The sequence below is a fragment of the Microcoleus sp. B6-A1 genome (genome assembly GCF_036705085.1).
GTDB lineage: Bacteria > Cyanobacteriota > Cyanobacteriia > Cyanobacteriales > Microcoleaceae > Microcoleus.
Genome location: NZ_JAUBTU010000049.1, coordinates 18,298 through 37,390, shown reverse-complemented (window position 1 = coordinate 37,390; position 19,093 = coordinate 18,298). Strand labels below are relative to the sequence as shown.

Sequence of the window (19,093 nt, the reverse complement as noted above, 5' to 3'; positions counted from 1 at the left end):
ACTCCACAGTTGGAGTTTTTCGCCTAAGCTCTGCAATAGTTAGCCGTTGGCCGTTCAGTTGCGCTCAAAACTAATCACCAATTACCCATTACCCAATATTAATGAATTCGATTACTGCACGAGCCGATCGCTTTTTTGAACATTTTTCGGGTGCGATGACAACCCCGCTATTCTATATCGGGGACACTCATCTGTCCATCAGTGCGATCGTCAAACTGATAGTTTTAGCTATATTTGCCTTCATTATAGCTCGTTTCATCAGTGAAGGAATCAAGCGCAGCCTGCTAGTTCGGATGGGATTGGATCGCGGCAGTCGAGAAGCAATTTCCACCATCATTAGCTATATTTTAGCAACGCTTGGCTGTATATTCGTCCTGCAAGGTGCCGGCATCAACCTCAGTTCTCTCACGGTTTTAGCGGGCGTTGTCGGCATTGGTTTCGGCTTCGGCTTGCAAAATCTAGCCAGCAACTTTATCAGCGGCCTCACCCTGCTATTTGAACACCAAATTAGAGTAGGAGACTTTATTGAAATAGACAAGTTATTAGGAACAGTAGAAACAATTTCGATCCGTTCTACAATAATTAAAACAATTGACGGTCTATTTGTAATCATACCCAACATTAAGTTTGTCGAAACTAACATTATTAACTGGAGTTACAAAGACCCCAGATGCCGCATCCACATCCCCGTCGGCGTTGCTTACGGCTCTGACCCAGTAATAGTTACGGAAGCGCTGTTAATTGCGGCGCGGATGGAATCGAATGTCTTGTCCCATCCTTCTCCTAAAGTATGGTTTTGCGGTTTTGGAGATAACGCTTTAAATTTTGAACTTTTAGTTTGGATTGACCAGCCACAGGAAAGCGATGCCATTAAAAGTGCAGTGAATTTTTTAATAGATTACGAATTTCGCCACCGAAATATCGAAATTCCCTTTCCCCAGCGGGATTTGTGGCTGCGAAACCCGCAAGAGTTAACTCAATTTTTTCACAATAACAAAGACGATAATTCTAACGGAAATTTTTTTCCGCAGAATGCCACACATTCAGCAGAACTCAAATCTAATTCCACCGTTTATGACCATAAAAAGTCAGGGCCTAAATCGCCGAATAATTGGACGCTCCGAGATTTGTTGCGGCGAGTAACTTATTTTGAACAGTGTACGGATTTAGAACTGCGACAGTTAATTGAATACGGCTACCGACAACTGTTTCCAGCGGGACAGGTGGTATGTAAGGAAAATGACCCTGGCGACTCTTTTTATATTATTCTTTCGGGTACTGTAGAAGTTCTTTCTCAAAAAGCCGGTCAGTATATTGCTACTCTTCATGAGGGCGAGTTTTTTGGGGAAATATCTTTGCTGTTGGGTACTCCGAGAACGGCGACTGTTAAAACTAGCGAAGATGCTATTTTGTTTGTGGTGGAACGTCACGATTTACAAAAACTTTTAAGAGAACAACCTAATTTAGCTGATCAGATTGCTCAAAAATTGTCGGAACGCCAGCAAGCTTTGAGAGATTTGGGATTGTTGGATGGCGACTCTCTGGGACAAACTCCTTTTATTAAAATTCGCAAGCGAATTCAAGTTCTTTTTGGAATTTGAAAAAAGGAAGAGGGAAGTTCGGCAGCGGATTCTGTAACGGATGTAACGGATGTAACGGATGTAACGGATGTCCGTCGGAATAAGGAAGAGGGAAGAGGGAACAATGGGAGCATCTCATATTTGTAAAAACACTTCTTCTGGCTCCTTCCTTCTTCCTTCTTGCTCTTTCCTCCTGGCTCCTGGCTCCTGGCTCCTAACTCCAATTTCTAGCTTGCCTGCTTTCATTGAGAGGCTCCCGGAACAATCTGCTTTTTTTAACTTTTAATTTTTAATTCGTCCTGCGCTTCCCGCCGCAGTCTAGCGGCAATTCTAAACAGTTCTTGACCGGTGTGCAAGTGGCGATCGTCATAATTGAGCGTAAATAGCTGCAATTCTTCTATTCCGTCTCCGACTTGATTGATGCAGTAGTAGAGATGGGCCGCAACTCCGGCTACATTAGATGGATTGGGCATCGATGTAAAAAAGTTATGAGCTTTTTTGAGAAACTCGCGGCTGGTTTCGATATAAAGTTGAAACTTTTCTATCAGTTCGTCATCAAACGGATCTGCTGACAATTCGTCTATTTCTTTTTTAAGTGGCTTCAAGATGCTGGTAAGCATTCTATTGACTGGTTTGTATACTTTAATCAGCCACTGTTCCATTAGTTCATCCGCGTCCCTTGCTGTTTGTGTTTGCTGGCGGCTGACGTTTGGTGCGACTGGTGATTGCTGTTTGGTTTGCTCGGAAAATTGGCGATCGTAAGATTGTCTGTGCTGGGCGTCTCCTAATATTTCATAGGCTGCATTGAGGCGGACAATCTCTTCGTGACCCGCTGTGTCGCTGCGGCTGTCTGGATGAAATAATTTGACTAAACGGCGGTATGCTTGTTTAATCTCGGCTTGTGTTGCGGTTGGGCTAATCTTTAGGGTTTTGTAGTGATTGGTAACGGAAGACACGCTGTTATTTCCTTGAAATCTGGATTATCTGTGAGAAAGTGCTTGACAAAAATATCATTTTTTGCTAATATTTTAAGTTTTTATCTGATATAAATGTCAATAATTGCCAGTAAAAAACCTCAGTTTTCAACTTATCATAAATCTATTTTAGAAAAACATTGAGGCTTTGGAAGTGGTAAGCCGATCGAGATTGAGGACTCCTATAGCGCTGCTCCCGCCAACTGTTAGCCCTTCTTTTCTTTGCTCTTCCTTCGCCACAAAAGCGCTCAGCGCCCGCTTCGCTAACACGCCGAAAGCGGTTAGTTCAAAAAAAAGCTCCTTCAGAAATTCGGCATCATATCAAATCCGGTAGCATCGGAATTATTCCTCTCTGTATTCTCTCCCTCTGCGTTCTCTGCGCCCTCTGCGGTTAAATCATTCCGATGCAACCGGAAACGATATCGATCGCGATCGAGAAAGCTACAATCTATCGCCATTCTTTAATCTACTAAAAAGCCAAGCAGAGCGTACAGTCTACGCCCTGCCCTGTGTTTCTGCGACTTGGGCCGGAGGCTAGCCTAGTTGAGGGCCATCGCCAAATTGAGTTCTGGATCTTGGAACAAGGGAGTGCTCAAATAGCGTTCGCCGAAGCTAGGCTGAATCATCACAATCAATTTCCCTGCATTTTCGGGACGCTTGCCGACTTTCACCGCCGCACATAGTGCCGCACCGCTGGAAATACCGGACAAAAGTCCTTCTTCTCTGGCCAAGCGACGGCCATAGGCGATCGCCTCGTCATCGGTAACAACTATAATTTCGTCGATCGAATCCACATTCAGCACCGGCGGCACAAAACCAGCGCCGATACCTTGAATTTTGTGAGGCCCTGGCTTTCCGCCCGACAGTATCTGACTATTAGCCGGCTCAACGGCGATCGCCTTAAACTCGGGTTTCCGGGACTTAATCACCTCTGCCACACCCGTAATCGTACCGCCAGTGCCGACTCCTGCAATCAGGAAATCCACCTCGCCGTCTGTATCTTCCCAAATTTCCTCAGCCGTTGTCGAACGGTGAACCTGGGGGTTTGCTGGATTCCGAAACTGCTGCAACATATACGCATTGGGAGTTTTGTCCACAATCTCTTGAGCGCGGCGGATGCAGCCACTCATGCCCTCAATTCCGGGAGTCAGTTCTAGTTGAGCTCCGTAAGCTCGCAGCATCGATCGGCGTTCGGTGCTCATCGTATCCGGCATGGTCAAAATCAACTGGTAGCCCTTAGCCGCGGCCACCATTGCCAGAGCAATTCCGGTATTGCCAGAAGTCGGTTCCACTAAAACCGTTTTGCCTGGACTAATCAGCCCTTCGGCCTCTGCTTGATTGACCATATTGACACCGATGCGGTCTTTCACCGATGCTGCCGGATTCATGCCTTCGAGTTTTACCACAATCCGAGCCACGCAGCCTTCGGCTTGGGGAATGCGGTTGAGTTGCACCAGGGGCGTCCGCCCTACCAATTCTGTAATGTCGCCAGCAATACGCATAATCTTTGTCAGTTTGTGGTTGAAAGTAAATCTTAATTCCTAGTTGGTAATATTTTAACTAGATGTAATACATGATATCGAGCTGCCGTCTGCCATTGCGCTTTTCGCACAGATCCTGTAGCGTGTATTTTTGCAACACTGAGTTGGCAATCGATCGAGCTTCTTGCCAAACTTCCCAAATCACCGCACTTTCTACAGTTTGAGCAGGCGAGTCTTTTTCAGATCGATCGAACTCTGAGCCTTCGAGGCAGTTGATAATTTCTAGGAGTGTAATTTTCCAGGGTTCCCTGGCCAAGATATAACCTCCCTTAGCTCCTCGCTGGCTGCGAATCAGCCCGCAGCGTCTCATGGTAGCCAGCAACTGTTCCAAATATCGATCGGGAATATTTTGCTGAGCCGCTATCTGGCGAATTTGCAGAGGCTCGCCTTCTTCGTAGCAATCGGCAAGCTCCAGCAAAGCTAAGATTGCGTATTCGCTTTTACAGGAGAGTTCTACCATAATTGCTTCCAATACCAGAATTATCGACTCCGAAGTCAGATTTTAAAATTCTCCTCAATGTTGAGTTCCAAATTCTAACTCCTAACTTTACCTTTTATTATACCCCGGTTTTCCACTGAACTTAATCGACTTTCATCACTTCATCGTTGGAACGATCGGCAATCTGAACCCAACAAACCCAGTTTCTCGTTTCAACTCCCTCCCCTTCCACTACTGTCTTACCTCAAGAAACTGGTTGTCTGCCTCTATGACTGATAATTTTTAATTTTTAATATATTCTTGGCGCCCCCTTCCTGCCGCAAACAAAAAAGCCCTGCGCTAGGCAGGGCTAAACTTGGCCTTTAGAGTGGCCAGCAGAGAGGTTATGTTATAACCTCCCTGCCTCCTCTAACCCGCTCTTAGAACGTGAAAGTAGTTCTCAGAGTACCAATGATGATGTCATCATTACGGTCATCTTGATTAGGATTTGTCACCCAAATCACGCCCGGAGTAACAGAAATGTTGTCAGAGAGCTGAAACTTGTAGAACCCTTCGACGTGATAGGAATCATCGTTGCGGAAGCTCCGCAAACTGCTTGCAGCTTCAAGTTTATCCAAGTAAGGCTCACGACCTACCACGAACCCTAGCAAGTTGCCTTCTTTCCCTAAATCGGGCAAAGCCAAGGTAACAGCGTAGTTCCAGATTCTCGCATCGCCGATGCCGAGAATGCGGGCATTGGTTAAACCAGCCCAGCCACCAAGGATAAATCTCGGGCTCAGTCGCAACGAAGCCTGAGCACCGTAGGAGTTGCTGACAACTTTGCGAGCATTGAAGCCCTCAAAGCCCTCGCTCAAACCGTTGAGAGAATTAGCCACGCCGGTACCTGTGAAACCGCCGAGACTGCCTGGCCCATTCGATAAAGCATTGTCAAACCCAAAGTTACCTCTGCTAAAGTAACCGTGGTTGTAGTTGAATGCAACTTGCAAGTTGCGTCCGGGGGTAAAAGTCAACTGACCCATCGCCGCGTAGTCGCCGTTCGTCAAGCCTGCACCCCTAGCCGGACTGGCTGCATTTGACGCCAAATAACCGAACGACAGAGAAGTCGGGCCGAACACGCCGCCCAGCAAGCCCCTGCCACCGAAGGCATAGTCAAAGCCGATACCTGCGCCACCGCCCAAACGATAAATCGGGTTCCGCTGTCCAAAGGTGCTCAATGACCCGTTACCGCCGTCAAAGTCTTCAAAATAAGGGTTGACAGTCGGCATAATGTCGTCCCAAACGCCAGCGTTGGCTATCAGGCTAACGTTCAGTCGCTGACCGACTGGGAACTTGTACAGCAAGGTGTCGAGGGCAACAACGTTGTCGGTTCTGCCGACAAAATTCCAAGTTTGAGTGCCTTCGCTTGTAGCCCCAAGGTTAAATCTTTGACCGTTGCCGACTTGAAGCCTGGTCAGCAGCAAGTCTCGGCCGGTGAAGCTCGTATTTAAATTGAGACGCACCCGCTGTTGGAAGACAGCTTCGTTATTGTTGCTGCCGATTCTTTCGCCGTCTCTGCCAAAAACGCTAACGTCGCTACTAAAGTCGTCGCTGAGGGCGAAAATAGCTTCCCCAGTCAGCTTGGTAGTGGTGGAGAATTGGTTGGCTTCGAGTTCGGATGTCCGAGCTTCCAGAGCATCGACGCGACCGCGCAGGGTTGCCAGTTCCGCTGCAAATTCTTCTTGGAGCCGTTGGAGGGCTGCCAAGTCATCTCTCGTAGCGAAGTTGCCCGTGCCGCCTCTAATTAGCTCGCTCACCTTGTCTAAGCAAGCATTTAAACCGGCTGCGAATTCGTAGCGGGTCATTGCTCGGTTGCCGCGGAAAGTTCCGTCGGGATAACCGGCAATACAGCCGTAGCGCTCGACTAGGGATTGCAGTGCTTGGAAGGCCCAGTCTGTGGGCCGCACGTCTGAAAGTTGGGAAACAGAGGTAACTTGACCTTGAGTTTCGCCACCGGCAGCACCTTCGCTGCTGTACTGGTTGAGCTGTTCTAATGTGGCGGCTGGGTTTTGCTCTTGTGGTGCGGCAGTTTGGGCTAAAGATTCAGCCGGTTGTGGCAAACTTTGTTGGGCCGACTCTGCCACTGCCGGGGCTGGAGTTTCTAATTGAACTGCACCGATTTGCTCTGGGAGAGCGGTAGCTGCCGGGGCTGGAATTTCTAGTTGGGCTGCCGGGGCAGAATTTTCTACTGGTTGAGCGACTGTTGGCTCAACTGCGGCTAAAGATTCACTTGTCGGTTGTGATGCTGCTTGGGGTTCTACCTCAGCAGGGGCTGTGTTGGCTCCGACGATCGCACTTTCAGTTGCAGGCGTGGCCAAATCTGCCATCGCTGCCTGGGTTTCGCTGCCAGCGGCTTGGGAAATTTCTTCTACTGGCTCGGAGGCTGCAGTTGTTTCGGAAACAGCAGCTAAAGCATTTACTTTCGCTTCGGAGGTTTCAGCGGTTTCAGCTTTGGCGACAGCGGGATTGAGCGCATCAGCAGCCTGCTGAGCGTCTGCTGCCATCGCGCTCGAAGAAACTACTAGGGTAGCTCCTAAGACTGCTGGGCTGATTAGTAAGTAACTCCACAAAAATTTCGACATATTCACTCTCATCCTCACACCGATTACAGAGAAACTTTTCTAGTCTTCTATGTGGTCAGTCGTTGCTCAACTAGCATACTCTAAAAAAAGACCTAAAATTCACTTTTTCTTTTGATTCTTTCGGGCTGACCGAGTATATAGATGTGACTGACGGCTGCAGAGAGCCTGTTTTTTAACCTGTACTCAAAGGCGTCAAAACCAGACCCGGCTTGGGCTGTGGATTGATTTGACGGATGACACTAGATAGCGCCCGATCGCCTATTTACTTTTTAGCACAGCACGCCCGACTCGTCTAGGCTGATTCGACTTTAACATCCAAGCTGTGTCCGAGAACGCTAAAGACTTGGCGGTTATCGAACAGTTCTAACAAATCCGCGTTTATTTTATTGTGAGCTGCTTCTTGCCGCAAAATTTTCATCGCTGCCTCTGTTCGCAGAGCTCGCTTGTAGGGGCGATCGCCTGCTGTCAGGGCGTCGTAAATATCGGCGATCGTCATCAATTGTGCTTGAATTGGAATTTCTGACTTGTTTAAACCTCGCGGATAGCCTGTGCCATCGAGTTTTTCGTGATGTCCGTAGGCAATGTCTGGAACATTTTTTAAATCTTTTGTCCAAGGAATTTGTTTCAGAAACTCGTAAGTGTGAGTTACGTGAAATTCTATTGACGATCGTTCTTCCGGCGTCAGGTTGCCCCTCGACACCATCAATTGCAAGATCTCGTCTGGGTTCAGCAGAGGTTTCTTTGCCCCATCTATATCTCTGTAAGTTTGTCGAGCAATCTCTCGCAGTTGAGCTAGGGGTTCTGCTGCCAAAATGTGAGGCTCGTTTGCCTCTAGCAGCACTTCCCAGTATTCTGCTAATCGGGTTTTCGCCTCTGCTAGCTTAGTGTCTAGCTGTTCGATTTCCTGGCATTGAGCGCACTCTTTCTCCTGGCTTGGGTGTTTTCGGTAAGCCGAATGCTCCAGCAAGTATTTATATTTAGACTGGACGCATTCCATTTCCATCGTCCGTTGAGCTAAGCCAAAGCGGTGGCGAATGATTTCTAGCTGTGCGGGGTAGAGCTTTTTCTGTTTGGTCAAAACTGCTTCGGGCACTCCTATTTTGCCAAAATCGTGCAGCAGGGCGGCGTAGCGAAGTTCTTGAATTTGGCGGTTGTTAAAGTAAATAGAGCGCAGTCCTCCGCTGCTGACGCTGTTTACTTCTTCTGAAAGGCGTACTGTCAGGGCTGCTACTCGTTCTGAATGGCCGTAGGTACAGGGGTCTCTGGCTTCTATGACTTGCACCGAGGCTTTGACGAAGCCCTCGAACAAATGTTCTATGCTGTCTTGGAGTTGATTGCGCTCGATCGAGATTGCTGCTTGAGAAGCGAGCGAGCGAACTATCCTTTCTTCCCACTCCGAATACTGCTGCGTCGCTTCCCAGGCATTGTCTGCTGTCAGCACCGTATCTGCCTTTGTTTTGCGGTTGATCAGTTGCAGTACACCTATTGTCTCCCCCTGTCGGTTTTGCATCGGCAGTACCATTACCGAGCAAGTGCGGTAATTAATATCCCTGTCAAAACTGGTATCTAGCCGGTAGGGTACGCCGGGGGGTAAGTCGTAGGCATCAGACAGGTTCAAACTTTGACCGGTAATTGCCACGTATCCCGCCAAGCTTTTGTCTGTCAGTGGCAGGGCAAACTCTTTAAACGACAGGCTGGGTTTAGAAGCGTTTTGGGCTACCTTGAACAGCAGCTTAGATTTTTCGTCGCTGTGATCTACTAAGTAAACACTGCCAGCATCGCTGTAGGTAATTTCTCTACTTTTGGATAAAATTAAGTTTAACAAGTCGCCCAAATCTTGGGCGCTCGACAGAGCAGCGCCAATATCTAAAAGCTTTTCTATCAGATGGGTTTTTTCTGCCGCAGCAGACTCGTTCTTGAACTCTGGCTTTTCAAATACGATCATGGTCGGATGATGGGGAATAGCCTTTTATACATTGAACGTTTGGCCTCTCGACTTTTTAGCACCCGATTCTCACCCCCAGTCGATTTTTTATTGGCCAGCTTTCCGCCAGCGGGGCCTGTTGTTGCGCCAACGGACACTCTTTTAATCTAGCGTAGAAATCTCTTGGGCTAGCGCAAAGTCTTTCTCAGTTAAGCCTCCGGCATCATGAGTTGTCAAGTTAAGTGTAACTTTGTTATAGGAAATTTCTATGTCGGGGTGATGTGCTGCGGCTTCTGAGGGGGCGACCAACTTATTCACAAAGGCGATCGCTTCGATAAAATCTTTAAATAAACGGGTACAGCGGAGTTGCTTGCCTTCAACCGTCCAGCCTGACAATTGACTGGCGCGCTCTTGAATTTCAGTATTGTTAATTAGGTCAGCCATAATTTTTTTTCTTTGGAATTAGCAATGGCAGATTAACTGCCCACCTGTAGAAAACCTGACCAAAAACTATCCGCTCTCACCAATAGTGTTGAGCCTCAAGTTTTAATACTCAAGATTTAACACTATTTGAGGTGAGAGCGGTCTAGCGGGTCTTCAGATTAGAACCTGACTGCCGGGAGAATCCCTAGCTCAGCCTGGTTCCCCGTGGAAGTCGTTTCCCGTTGGAGACGACGGCTGACTGCTAGTGAGCGGCCCCGGCGCACAGCCGGTAGTTTCCAATCTGATGACCCATGCGTTTACTACTTTCTATCATGGGCATCACCTCCAGGTTTAGCTAAATGGCTTTATATTGGAACGCACATCACCTAAATACAAGATTTAAGGTGATGATTTGTGCGCTAGCCATTGCCAGCGTTACCAGAAGAACTTGCGTTCTGAGTATCGTTCTAGTATTCACAATTATTAGAATAACACAAGGAATTAGAAGTGGGGGATGCAAATTGAGATTTTTGTAAGATTGGGTGAAATTACTGCTGCTGCAAGCTCTTTGTTCGATCTCTACAGCAAGCGGGCGATCGTAGTTTTAGCCATTTGCCCATATTTTCTTCAGAATCCGGGCTGTGCGGTTATCAGGTGCATGGCCACTCTGGGGGCTGGGAAAGGTCGATCGATTTCTTGCCAGATAGCAGAGTTCACCCGATATCAAGACACAGGTTGTTCTAGCTACAGGCAGAGTTTGTTTTTGTACAAAATCAACTTTTTTTAGGGCGCTAATGCGATCGAATCCTGCAAACAAAAAGCTCCTGCCTGGTGGCGGGAGCTTTTTAAGGATTAAGGGTAAAGCCTAAACTGCTTTATCTTACCCTTTTAAAAGGTTGGAAATTTTGATATTTCGCGCTGATTACAGAGCGTTACCGCGAGGCAGAACTTCTTCAGGGAAGATGAAGTTTTCGTGGGGTTGGTCTGTCGGAGCCATCCAAGCACGAATGCCTTCGTTAAGCAGAATGTTCTTAGTGTAGAACGTTTCAAACTCAGGATCTTCAGCAGCGCGTAATTCTTGTGATACGAAGTCATAGGCGCGCAGGTTTAATGCCAAACCGACAATGCCAATGGAGCTCATCCACAAGCCTGTGACAGGTACGAACAGCATGAAGAAGTGCAACCAGCGCTTGTTGGAGAAGGCAATTCCGAAGATTTGCGACCAAAAACGGTTGGCTGTAACCATCGAGTAGGTTTCTTCTGACTGAGTTGGGTTGAAGGCGCGGAAGGTGTTTGAGCCTTCGCCGTCTTCAAACAAGGTGTTTTCTACGGTTGCACCGTGGATGGCGCACAACAGCGCACCGCCCAAGATGCCTGCAACGCCCATCATGTGGAAGGGGTTGAGCGTCCAGTTGTGGAAGCCTTGCAGGAATAACAAAAAGCGGAAAATTGCTGCGACGCCGAAACTGGGGGCGAAGAACCAGCCTGATTGACCCAAGGGGTAAAGCAGGAACACCGAAACAAACACGGCGATGGGGCCGGTGAATGCTAGGGCGTTGTAGGGACGGATGCCTACCAAACGGGCGATTTCAATCTGACGCAGGCAAAAGCCGATCAGTGCGAAGGCGCCGTGGAGGGCGACAAATGTCCACAGCCCACCGAGTTGGAACCAGCGGGTGAAGTCCCACTGTGCTTCGGGGCCCCACAGGAACAGCAGGGAGTGTCCGAGGCTGTTGGCTGGGGTGGAGACTGCTACGGTGAGGAAGTTGGCTCCTTCGAGGTAGGAGCTTGCCAAACCGTGGGTGTACCAGGATGTGACGAAGGTGGTGCCTGTTAACCAGCCACCGATGGCTAGGTAGGCGCAGGGGAATAGCAGGATGCCAGACCAGCCTACGAAGACGAAGCGATCGCGTTTGAGCCAGTCGTCGAGGACATCAAATATGCCTCTTTCGGTCTGGGCGCGTCCGACTGCGATTGTCATTACGCAAATCTCCAAATGGATATAATTACAACGGACGTTGTTCTAGTCACAACTTCTCACCTCATAGCTCTGCTGTAGCATAAAATGAGTGGATTGTGAATATAATTTACGTTTCTTTACCGCTGATGATGATTATAAAGGGAAATCTTTACAATAGCAAGAGCGAATTTTAAGTTTTGAGTAAGTTGGTAGTTCTGACGGGCAAGGCAATAGATCAACTGGGTTTCGGAGCTCAGGGCAATTGCTCAAAGCCGGAAAATGATTGAGCAACCGGGTTTCTCTCTCAATCAAGTATGAGAGAATCCGGGTTTCTGAGCGATCGGCCGATCGCTCAAAGCCGGAAAATGATTGAGCAACCGGGTTTCTCTCTCAATCGAGTATGAGAGAATCCGGGTTTCTGAGCGTTCGGCCGATCGCTCAAAGCCGGAAAATGATTGAGCAAGCGGGTTTCTCTCTCAATCAAGTATGAGAGAATCCGGGTTTCTGAGCTCAGGGCAATTGCTGAGCATGAAAATGATTGAGAAACCGCTGGTTAAAAACTAGAGATTGCTAGCGATCGACATTTTGAGTGAATTTAGCACCCAGAGGCTAAACGGCAAGCCCCCTATTCCCTCAACCTAGTGGGGAATTACTTTTGTCAATCAAAATCCGCCTCAATGATTCAACAAAAATGTTGTCTTGGCTGTCATATTCGGTAAAGAACTGCTTACGATTGGGCGTTTTACGATTTGGCGTTTGCGGTGGCTTTACCTGTAATCATTTTAGGTTAAATCCTATAAATTTAACTAGGTTTATCACAAACGGTTACGAGCCCGCAAGACTTAGGAACTGTCACAAGCGCTTTAGGGTAGTCTAGCCCCACAGCATTACCCACCAACTAAACGATAAACATCGGAACATCTGGACGTTTTAGTTGCCAACTTAAATAAGCTGTGGAGCATTTAAACCAGTAACGAGGCTAGTAGGGTGCGTCAGAAGCGAACCCTTACGCTGAAACGGAAAACCTTAGATGCTGACGCACCTTACGCAAGTCCTTTAAATGCCGAACAGCTTAATTGGGCAGCTTACTCGACAGCACCTAAAGCTTTTAGCAAGGATTTTTGCCCTTGAGTTAAACCTGTAACGCCCTTGATATTCATGCCTTCATAAATTCTTGAAGGGGAGAGAGTTTTGCCATACTTCTGCATTTCAACCGTTGAAAATTCAATCGTTTGTTCGCGGTCATCTCTAACTAAATTATGACTATTTTCTATGGGTTTACTAAAAACCGATTTGGCCACATTAGATCCAGAAAAGTTTACTTGGGACAGATTAACACCCCTCATATCTGCTTGCCAAATAGTGATATCAGAAAAATCAGCGCCCGTTAAATCGAGTTGAAGTTGACATAATAAATTGAAGATATTACCAGCCCCATATCCGGGTGCTAGACCCTGCTCTGCTAATTTGATTAAAATGTAATTGAGTTTTTCGGCTAAGTTTTCGGTGGTGTTGTACGTAACTAGGAGTCGGGAAATTAAAGGCGTAACAATGGCGCTAATTTGATTTTTTCTGACCGACTCTTCGGCTGTAGCTTTAATCAGAGCATAGTTTTGAAGAAAAGGAAACAAGGAACAAGAAAATGTAGAACTATTGCACTCTTCTATAGTAATTTCTTGGTAGAGTTGCTCAATTATTTTTTCTGTGATATAATCTCGGATTAATGGCTGCTGAGTGAAGCCAAAAATACTTTTTTCCGGGACTTGAATTGCGGCTTTTTCAATGAGAGAGCGCCACTGGAGAGATTCTAAGCTTTCTAATAATTCTGCCTGGAAAACTGGCGGGACGATATCATTTAGAAGTTCTGTAGGCAAAACTGGTTCTCGGTTAATGGCTAACCAGTAAATAATTTGTTTCTCTATCGGAGATAAGCGATTAAATTGTTCATCTAACCAAAGGCGAATGCCATTAAAAATAGTTTCTTCTTGTTCAAAGAAATCTCGAATATTTCCCGAAAATAAATCTTGTATGGAACTCGCTGCTATTTTTAAAGCTATAGGATTACCTTGGTAGCATTTTATTAGTTCCGCTTCTTCAGCAGGGGTTCCTATTAAAGACTTAAGTTTGAGGATTTCCTTGGCTGCGACTGGTGCTAAACCTTGCAGTTGCAAGAATCGGACGGGTAAAGTTGATCCGGTTAAAGATGCAATTTCTCTCGGTTTTTCTCGGCTGACAATTAGCACGCAACTTTGGTGATTGGTTTCAGCAATTTGTCTCAGAAGTTGGCTGTAGTTAGAGAATCCGTCGCGGTAAGTGCCTGCATAGCTACCACTCTGGAAAAGGAAGTCTAAATCATCAAGGATAATCAGACACCGATGCTGCTGTAAATACTTGATAAGAAGAGAGATGCGTTCGCCTACAACCTGGGGTAAATCGGGATTTTGATCCTTTGATAAAAATTGGAGAAGTTTAGCTAATTCTTCTGGTAAAGGTGAACTATCTCGCAGGCTTTTCCAGATGACAAATTCAAAGTGACTTTGAATTTTTTCTGCTAACTTTACCGATAAAGCAGTTTTGCCAATCCCGCCCATACCGATCAGGGTAATTAAGCGGCAACGATCTTCTAAAATCCAATGTTTAAGGGTAGCTAATTCTTGGCTACGCCCGTAGAAAATAGAAACGTCGATCGCCTCTGATAAATTGTGGTGGGTTTTTGTTATTAGGGAAGGATTTAGGAAGGCGATCGCTTGTTCCTCTGGATAACGTTTTAAGCCCAAAGCTTCCCAAAGGTGACAATTAGCCCAACAATCGGGCAAATTTGGTGATGTGGTTTTCGGTGTTTTATCTGGAGAGGGGCGTGTACATGATTCAAGGATTGAGTGAATATTGCGTTTTGTGACTTGAGTTCCCAATGCCAAAGAAATTGTTCGCCATAATTGGGAACCGATATCTTTTAAGTAGTCGGCATCGTATCCTGATGTATCCGCCATGTTTTGATAAGACTGTCCTTGCCAAGATTGGCGGAATACTAGGTCTTGAACGTCGTTTAAGTGGCCTGGTTTGAGTAGGGTGTCTAAAATTGCTAAGGCTTCTTCGAGAGTCATTAGCTGTGACTGTAAAACAGTGACTAAGTAATTACTCTTATAGACTATCACTTTTTCTGACTATTGTTACTTTTTTTTACTTTGTTTATCAAATCTTCATATAAAGTTCTGGCCTTTTCTGACTTTTTCCCACTGTGGAGGTTGAGGTGAGAAGGTTATTGTGTAACTACGAACTAAAGGACTCGTGAGCATCAGGTAAGTCTGAAAAAAATCTGTAAATTGCCAACTATGTAACACCTTCTCTTATCACGAACACTTTGGAAATTAGTATCGAGTCACTAAATTAACAACCTATCATTCAGAGAGGAACTGAAATGTTCACCCATAAACCTCTACAATCTCCATACAATATTCTTTCTTTTGACGGTGGCGTAATTCGTGGTCTTTTAACGGCGGTTTTGCTAGAAAAGCTAGAAGAAGAGCTACAGGCAAAGAATCCCGAAAAGGAATTAAAAGATTACTTTGATATCATTGCCGGAACTTCTTCTGGAAGTATCATTGCTTGCGGAATCGCTAGTGGATTTTCAGCCCAGAGGATTAAGAGTTTTTTTCAGGAATATGGACTCAAAATTTTCCCACCCTTAAAAGAAACTTTGACCAGCTTAATTTGGCGGTTAGTCAATACAGAGATGGATTTCAGTGAATTTGACACTTTTAATATCCTTTCTCAAAACCGTGAAGATGCCAAGAAATTTATGACTCAACCCGTCTATGACGGAAAAGGTTTGGAAGATGTACTCCAGCATATATTTGGCTACGAGGAATTTGGTGAGTTGCCACAATTAGTGATCGTGCCAAGCTACGATGTCTATAATAACGATGCTGTAATCTTCAAAAACAACAAAGAAGAGTTTAAAACGATGCCTGTGTGGGAAATTTGTAGGGCATCCGCCGCCGCACCTGTTGCTTTTCCTGCTCACGTCACGCACAATCAGGGATTCCTTAAATCTATTAAATTGAAGGAAAATAAAGCTGAAGAAGCAGGGGAAGAACCAATCATAAAAGTCCCCGTTCAAGGCATCCCTTTGATTGATGGTGGTGTTGTTGCCAATAACCCTGTGCTTTGTGCTATCGCAGAGTGTCGCAAACAATATAACACATTTCCTTCTGTAGTCGCTTCTTTTGGTTCGGGTTGGACTTTGAATCGGATTACAGTTCGAGAAGCTCAAGGTTGGGGTAGCTTGAATTGGGGAAGCGTGCTAAGGAATATCCCTTTGATGGATGTATTTTCTGATGGTTCAAGCGATGCTACGGATTATATTGCTAAACAATTGCTACTTGAGGGAGAGAGTGAATATTTCCGCTTTCAACCACTTCTGAAAAAGAATGTTAGTGCTTTTAGTGCCGCTCCCGATAATCTCGATTTATTGGTTGAGATAGCAGAACAATTCCTTAAAACTAAGGAATGCAAGGAGGATATGAAAAAGCTTGTTGAGTCTCTGACATCGCATCATTCCTTATTCCATTCTATGCGGGAGGTAATTCCTCATTTGAGTCAATCGTAAGATTGCTATTAAGTCAAGCTTACGGATCAAAACATAGAAACCGGGTTTTTTACGAAAATACTTCGTTGCGACCCACAGATTCAGTAAAAATCCGGTTTCTTTAGTCAATATTGATGCTGATTTAGAGAAATTGAAGCATCATTCGGTTCAAACTTTTAGAACTTACGTACTCACACAATATCTCCTTATAGTCGGCTTCTGGTGAGATACCAAAAGCCTAGTTACTACCTTGGTCATTGCCCTGAATGCGTAAGTCCTAGACTTAACAAACAATAAAAAAGGTGACTACTATGAACAAGCAAATTATTTTCGTTGACTCCTCTGTACAAGACTATCAAAGCCTGATCCAAGGTATAGATAGCGCTCAAATTGTGATTTTAAATAAAAATTTGAGCGGCATCACACAAATTACTAATGCCTTAGCCAATCAAAAAGATATTGAAGCGATACATATCCTTTCACACGGGGCTCCGGGTATCCTCTATCTCGGTAATACCCAACTGAGTCTGGATACTCTGAACCTATACGCCCACCAATTACAACAGTGGGGAACAACAGGAAGCCTCATCTTCCTTTATGGGTGTTCCGTTGCGGCGGGAGACGCGGGCGCAGAATTTATCGAAAAATTACACCAACTCAGCGGTGCAGCTATCAGTGCGAATCCCAACCCCACCGGGAATGCGGCCAAAGGCGGCACCTGGTCACTCACTTATCAGTACCCTGGAGGCTCTTTTTTCCCTGACTCGCTAACTCCCTTCAGTGCTCAAGCCTTGGCGACTTACTCTGGCTTATTAGGTTTCAAGGTATTGAAAGATATCAGCCCAGGGCTAGCTGATTCATCCCCTTCCAGCCTCACGATCGTAAATGGTAACTTGTATTTCATTGCCAACACCACCAATGGTCTTGAGTTGTGGAAAAGTGATGGGACAGCCGCCGGCACCGTCTTGGTCAAAGACATCAACTCAGGGGTAGGTAGTTCATTCCCATCCAGCTATTCCAACCTCACGAACGTGAACGGCACCTTGTATTTCACTGCCAATGACGGTACCAATGGTAATGAGTTGTGGAAAAGTGATGGGACAGCCGCCGGTACTGTCTTGGTCAAAGATATCAACCCAGGGACAGGTGGTTCAGGCCCTCAATACCTCGCGAACGTGAATGGCACCTTGTATTTCAGCGTCGAGAAAGGCACCAATGGTGGTTATGAGTTGTGGAAAAGTGATGGGACAGCCGACGGTACCCTCTTGCTCAAAGATCTCGGTTTAAATTCATTCCCTCAATACCTCACGAACGTAAATGGCACGTTGTATTTAAGTGCCCGTTACGCCAACACCAAAGACGGCATCTATGGTGATGAGTTGTTGAAAAGTGATGGGACCGCTGTCGGTACCGTCTGGGTTAAAGACATCAAGCCAGGGGATGTTACTTCAAACCCCTATGAACTCACGAACGTAAATGGCACCTTGTATTTCAGTGGCTATGACGGCACCCATGGTCAAGAGTTGTGGAAAAGTGATGGGACAGCCGCTGGTACCGTCTTGGTCAAAGACATCGACCCAGGAACAGCGACTCTTCATCCATCATCGCGGCCTCAGTCTTTCACGAACGTGAACGGCACCTTGTATTTCACTGCCGATGACGGCACCAATGGTAATGAGTTGTGGAAAAGTGATGGGACAGCCGCTGGCACCGTCCTGGTCAAAGACATCAACCCAGGGGTAAATTCAGGTCTTAGCCGTTATGATACCAATTTTACGAACGTGAACGGCACCGTGTATTTTGGTGCCGATGACGGCACTAATGGTGGTTATGAATTATGGAAAAGTGATGGGACAGCCGCTGGCACTGTCTTGGTTAAAGACATCAACCCAGGGACAAGTGGTTTAGTCTTGCACCCCCACATCGAGAATGTCAACGGCACATTGTATTTCGCTGCCGATGACGGCACCAATGGTTATGAGTTGTGGAAAAGTGATGGGACAACCGCAGGTACCGTCTTGGTTAAAGACATCAGGCCAGGGGATGTTACTTCACTCCTTCAAAACCTCACGAACGTAAATGGTAAATTGTATTTCACTGCCAATGACGGCATCAATGGTGATGAGTTGTGGAGTCTCTCCCCCGCCGTCATCACCCAAGTCTCCTCTACCACCGCTGATGCACTCTACAAAGTCGGCCAAGACATCAACATTACGGTAAAATTTGACGAACCTGTAACCGTTACAGCCATTCCTCAACTGCAACTGAAAACCGGTACAACCAATCAATTCGCTACCTACCTAAGCGGTAGCGCCACTGATACCCTCACCTTTAAATACACAGTCCAAAGTGGAGATAAGAGTCCTGACCTAGAATACTTGGCCACTAACTCCCTCACCCTCAATAGCGGTACCATTAAAGATAGTGAGGGACTCGATGCTAATTTAACCCTTCCCGTCTTGGGTTCAGCCCAATCCCTTGGGGGGACTAAAGCCCTTGTCATTGATACTATAGCCCCCGCCATTACCAGTGTCAGCCTACCCGCGAACAAAACCTACATAGTTGGAGAAAACCTCGACTTCACCGTTACCTTCTCCGAAGCCGTCACCATCACTGGCGGTGCAAACTTACCCATTACCCTAGATACTGGGGGCGCTGTCAACGCGACCCTTAATGGTACAGGAGCATCGGCCACCACCCATACCTTCCGTTATACTGTTGCCTCTGGCACCTTAGATACCGACGGCATCACAGTTGGCACAGCCTTATCCTTACCCACCGGTGCTACCATTGAAAATGCCAGCAACACCAAAGCTACCTTAACCTTCAGCAGCGGCAGCACCACAGGCGTATTAGTTGATGGTGTTGTTCCCGCAGTACCCACCTTCACGACTACGACTGGCACCACTAAAAGTACCACTCCAACTCTGGCGGGGACTGCCGAAGCCAATAGTACCGTGAAAATCTTACAAGGTACAACTGAACTCGGCACTACGACAGCGGATGCTTCGGGTAAGTGGAGTTTTACACCTTCTACTGCCTTAAC

General features: G+C 46.4%; 13 protein-coding genes. 4 read left to right on the top strand and 9 right to left on the bottom strand.

The features are described from left to right. Positions 1–101 precede the first annotated feature (101 nt). Positions 102–1,601, top strand: a complete 1,500-nt coding sequence (locus QUB11_RS18670; RefSeq protein WP_333198528.1) for a cyclic nucleotide-binding domain-containing protein — start codon at positions 102–104, stop codon at positions 1,599–1,601. Between the two features lie 254 nt (positions 1,602–1,855). Here QUB11_RS18670 and QUB11_RS18665 read toward each other — a convergent pair whose 3' ends face one another. The 7 genes from QUB11_RS18665 to QUB11_RS18635 form a co-directional block, all read right to left on the bottom strand. After that, positions 1,856–2,536 (bottom strand): DnaJ domain-containing protein, encoded by a 681-nt coding sequence (locus QUB11_RS18665; RefSeq protein WP_333198530.1) that lies wholly within the window; start codon positions 2,534–2,536, stop codon positions 1,856–1,858. 320 nt (positions 2,537–2,856) lie between these two features. Further along, positions 2,857–3,012 carry a hypothetical protein gene (locus QUB11_RS18660; RefSeq protein WP_333198532.1) on the bottom strand — a complete coding sequence of 52 codons (156 nt, stop codon included), beginning with the start codon at positions 3,010–3,012 and terminating at the stop codon, positions 2,857–2,859. Positions 3,013–3,093: 81 nt separating this feature from the next. Next, entirely contained in the window at positions 3,094–4,056 is a 963-nt protein-coding gene (cysK, locus tag QUB11_RS18655) for a cysteine synthase A (protein ID WP_333198534.1), read from the bottom strand. A 58-nt stretch (positions 4,057–4,114) separates the two neighbouring features. Next, positions 4,115–4,555 carry an Rrf2 family transcriptional regulator gene (locus QUB11_RS18650; RefSeq protein ID WP_242716025.1) on the bottom strand — a complete coding sequence of 147 codons (441 nt, stop codon included), beginning with the start codon at positions 4,553–4,555 and terminating at the stop codon, positions 4,115–4,117. 398 nt (positions 4,556–4,953) lie between these two features. Continuing rightward, entirely contained in the window at positions 4,954–7,152 is a 2,199-nt protein-coding gene (locus tag QUB11_RS18645; RefSeq protein WP_333198536.1) for an iron uptake porin, read from the bottom strand. A gap of 292 nt (positions 7,153–7,444) precedes the next feature. Beyond that, positions 7,445–9,097: an HD domain-containing phosphohydrolase gene (locus QUB11_RS18640; RefSeq protein WP_333198538.1), complete on the bottom strand. Its 1,653-nt coding sequence runs from the start codon at positions 9,095–9,097 to the stop codon at positions 7,445–7,447. A 141-nt stretch (positions 9,098–9,238) separates the two neighbouring features. Then, positions 9,239–9,520 (bottom strand): 4a-hydroxytetrahydrobiopterin dehydratase, encoded by a 282-nt coding sequence (locus QUB11_RS18635; RefSeq protein ID WP_333198540.1) that lies wholly within the window; start codon positions 9,518–9,520, stop codon positions 9,239–9,241. 493 nt (positions 9,521–10,013) lie between these two features. On the opposite strand from QUB11_RS18635, the gene QUB11_RS18630 reads away from it, so the two are divergent. Continuing rightward, complete coding sequence (locus QUB11_RS18630; RefSeq protein WP_333198542.1) at positions 10,014–10,286, top strand: hypothetical protein; 273 nt, start codon at positions 10,014–10,016, stop codon at positions 10,284–10,286. A gap of 135 nt (positions 10,287–10,421) precedes the next feature. On the opposite strand, the gene psbD is transcribed toward QUB11_RS18630, so the two are convergent. Then, on the bottom strand, positions 10,422–11,480 hold the full coding sequence (gene psbD / locus QUB11_RS18625) for a photosystem II D2 protein (photosystem q(a) protein) (protein WP_333055206.1): 1,059 nt from the start codon (positions 11,478–11,480) through the stop codon (positions 10,422–10,424). Positions 11,481–12,544: 1,064 nt separating this feature from the next. After that, positions 12,545–14,563, bottom strand: coding sequence for an NB-ARC domain-containing protein (locus tag QUB11_RS18620; protein ID WP_333198544.1), 2,019 nt, complete (start codon positions 14,561–14,563; stop codon positions 12,545–12,547). Between the two features lie 314 nt (positions 14,564–14,877). Between QUB11_RS18620 and QUB11_RS18615 the strand changes: the two genes are divergently transcribed. Both QUB11_RS18615 and QUB11_RS18610 read left to right on the top strand, forming a co-directional pair. Then, on the top strand, positions 14,878–16,068 hold the full coding sequence (locus tag QUB11_RS18615) for a patatin-like phospholipase family protein (RefSeq protein ID WP_333198546.1): 1,191 nt from the start codon (positions 14,878–14,880) through the stop codon (positions 16,066–16,068). Positions 16,069–16,358: 290 nt separating this feature from the next. Then, the coding region (locus QUB11_RS18610; protein WP_333391344.1) for an ELWxxDGT repeat protein at positions 16,359–19,093 on the top strand (2,735 nt) is incomplete at its 3' end.

Coding starts and splice junctions, on each gene's coding strand:
- QUB11_RS18670 (WP_333198528.1), top strand. CDS start 102: ATGAATTCGATTACTGCACGAGCCGATCGCTTTTTTGAACATTTTTCG.
- QUB11_RS18620 (WP_333198544.1), bottom strand. CDS start 14,563: ATGACTCTCGAAGAAGCCTTAGCAATTTTAGACACCCTACTCAAACCA.
- QUB11_RS18615 (WP_333198546.1), top strand. CDS start 14,878: ATGTTCACCCATAAACCTCTACAATCTCCATACAATATTCTTTCTTTT.
- QUB11_RS18640 (WP_333198538.1), bottom strand. CDS start 9,097: ATGATCGTATTTGAAAAGCCAGAGTTCAAGAACGAGTCTGCTGCGGCA.
- QUB11_RS18660 (WP_333198532.1), bottom strand. CDS start 3,012: ATGGCGATAGATTGTAGCTTTCTCGATCGCGATCGATATCGTTTCCGG.
- QUB11_RS18630 (WP_333198542.1), top strand. CDS start 10,014: ATGCAAATTGAGATTTTTGTAAGATTGGGTGAAATTACTGCTGCTGCA.
- cysK (WP_333198534.1), bottom strand. CDS start 4,056: ATGCGTATTGCTGGCGACATTACAGAATTGGTAGGGCGGACGCCCCTG.
- QUB11_RS18645 (WP_333198536.1), bottom strand. CDS start 7,152: ATGTCGAAATTTTTGTGGAGTTACTTACTAATCAGCCCAGCAGTCTTA.
- QUB11_RS18635 (WP_333198540.1), bottom strand. CDS start 9,520: ATGGCTGACCTAATTAACAATACTGAAATTCAAGAGCGCGCCAGTCAA.
- psbD (WP_333055206.1), bottom strand. CDS start 11,480: ATGACAATCGCAGTCGGACGCGCCCAGACCGAAAGAGGCATATTTGAT.
- QUB11_RS18650 (WP_242716025.1), bottom strand. CDS start 4,555: ATGGTAGAACTCTCCTGTAAAAGCGAATACGCAATCTTAGCTTTGCTG.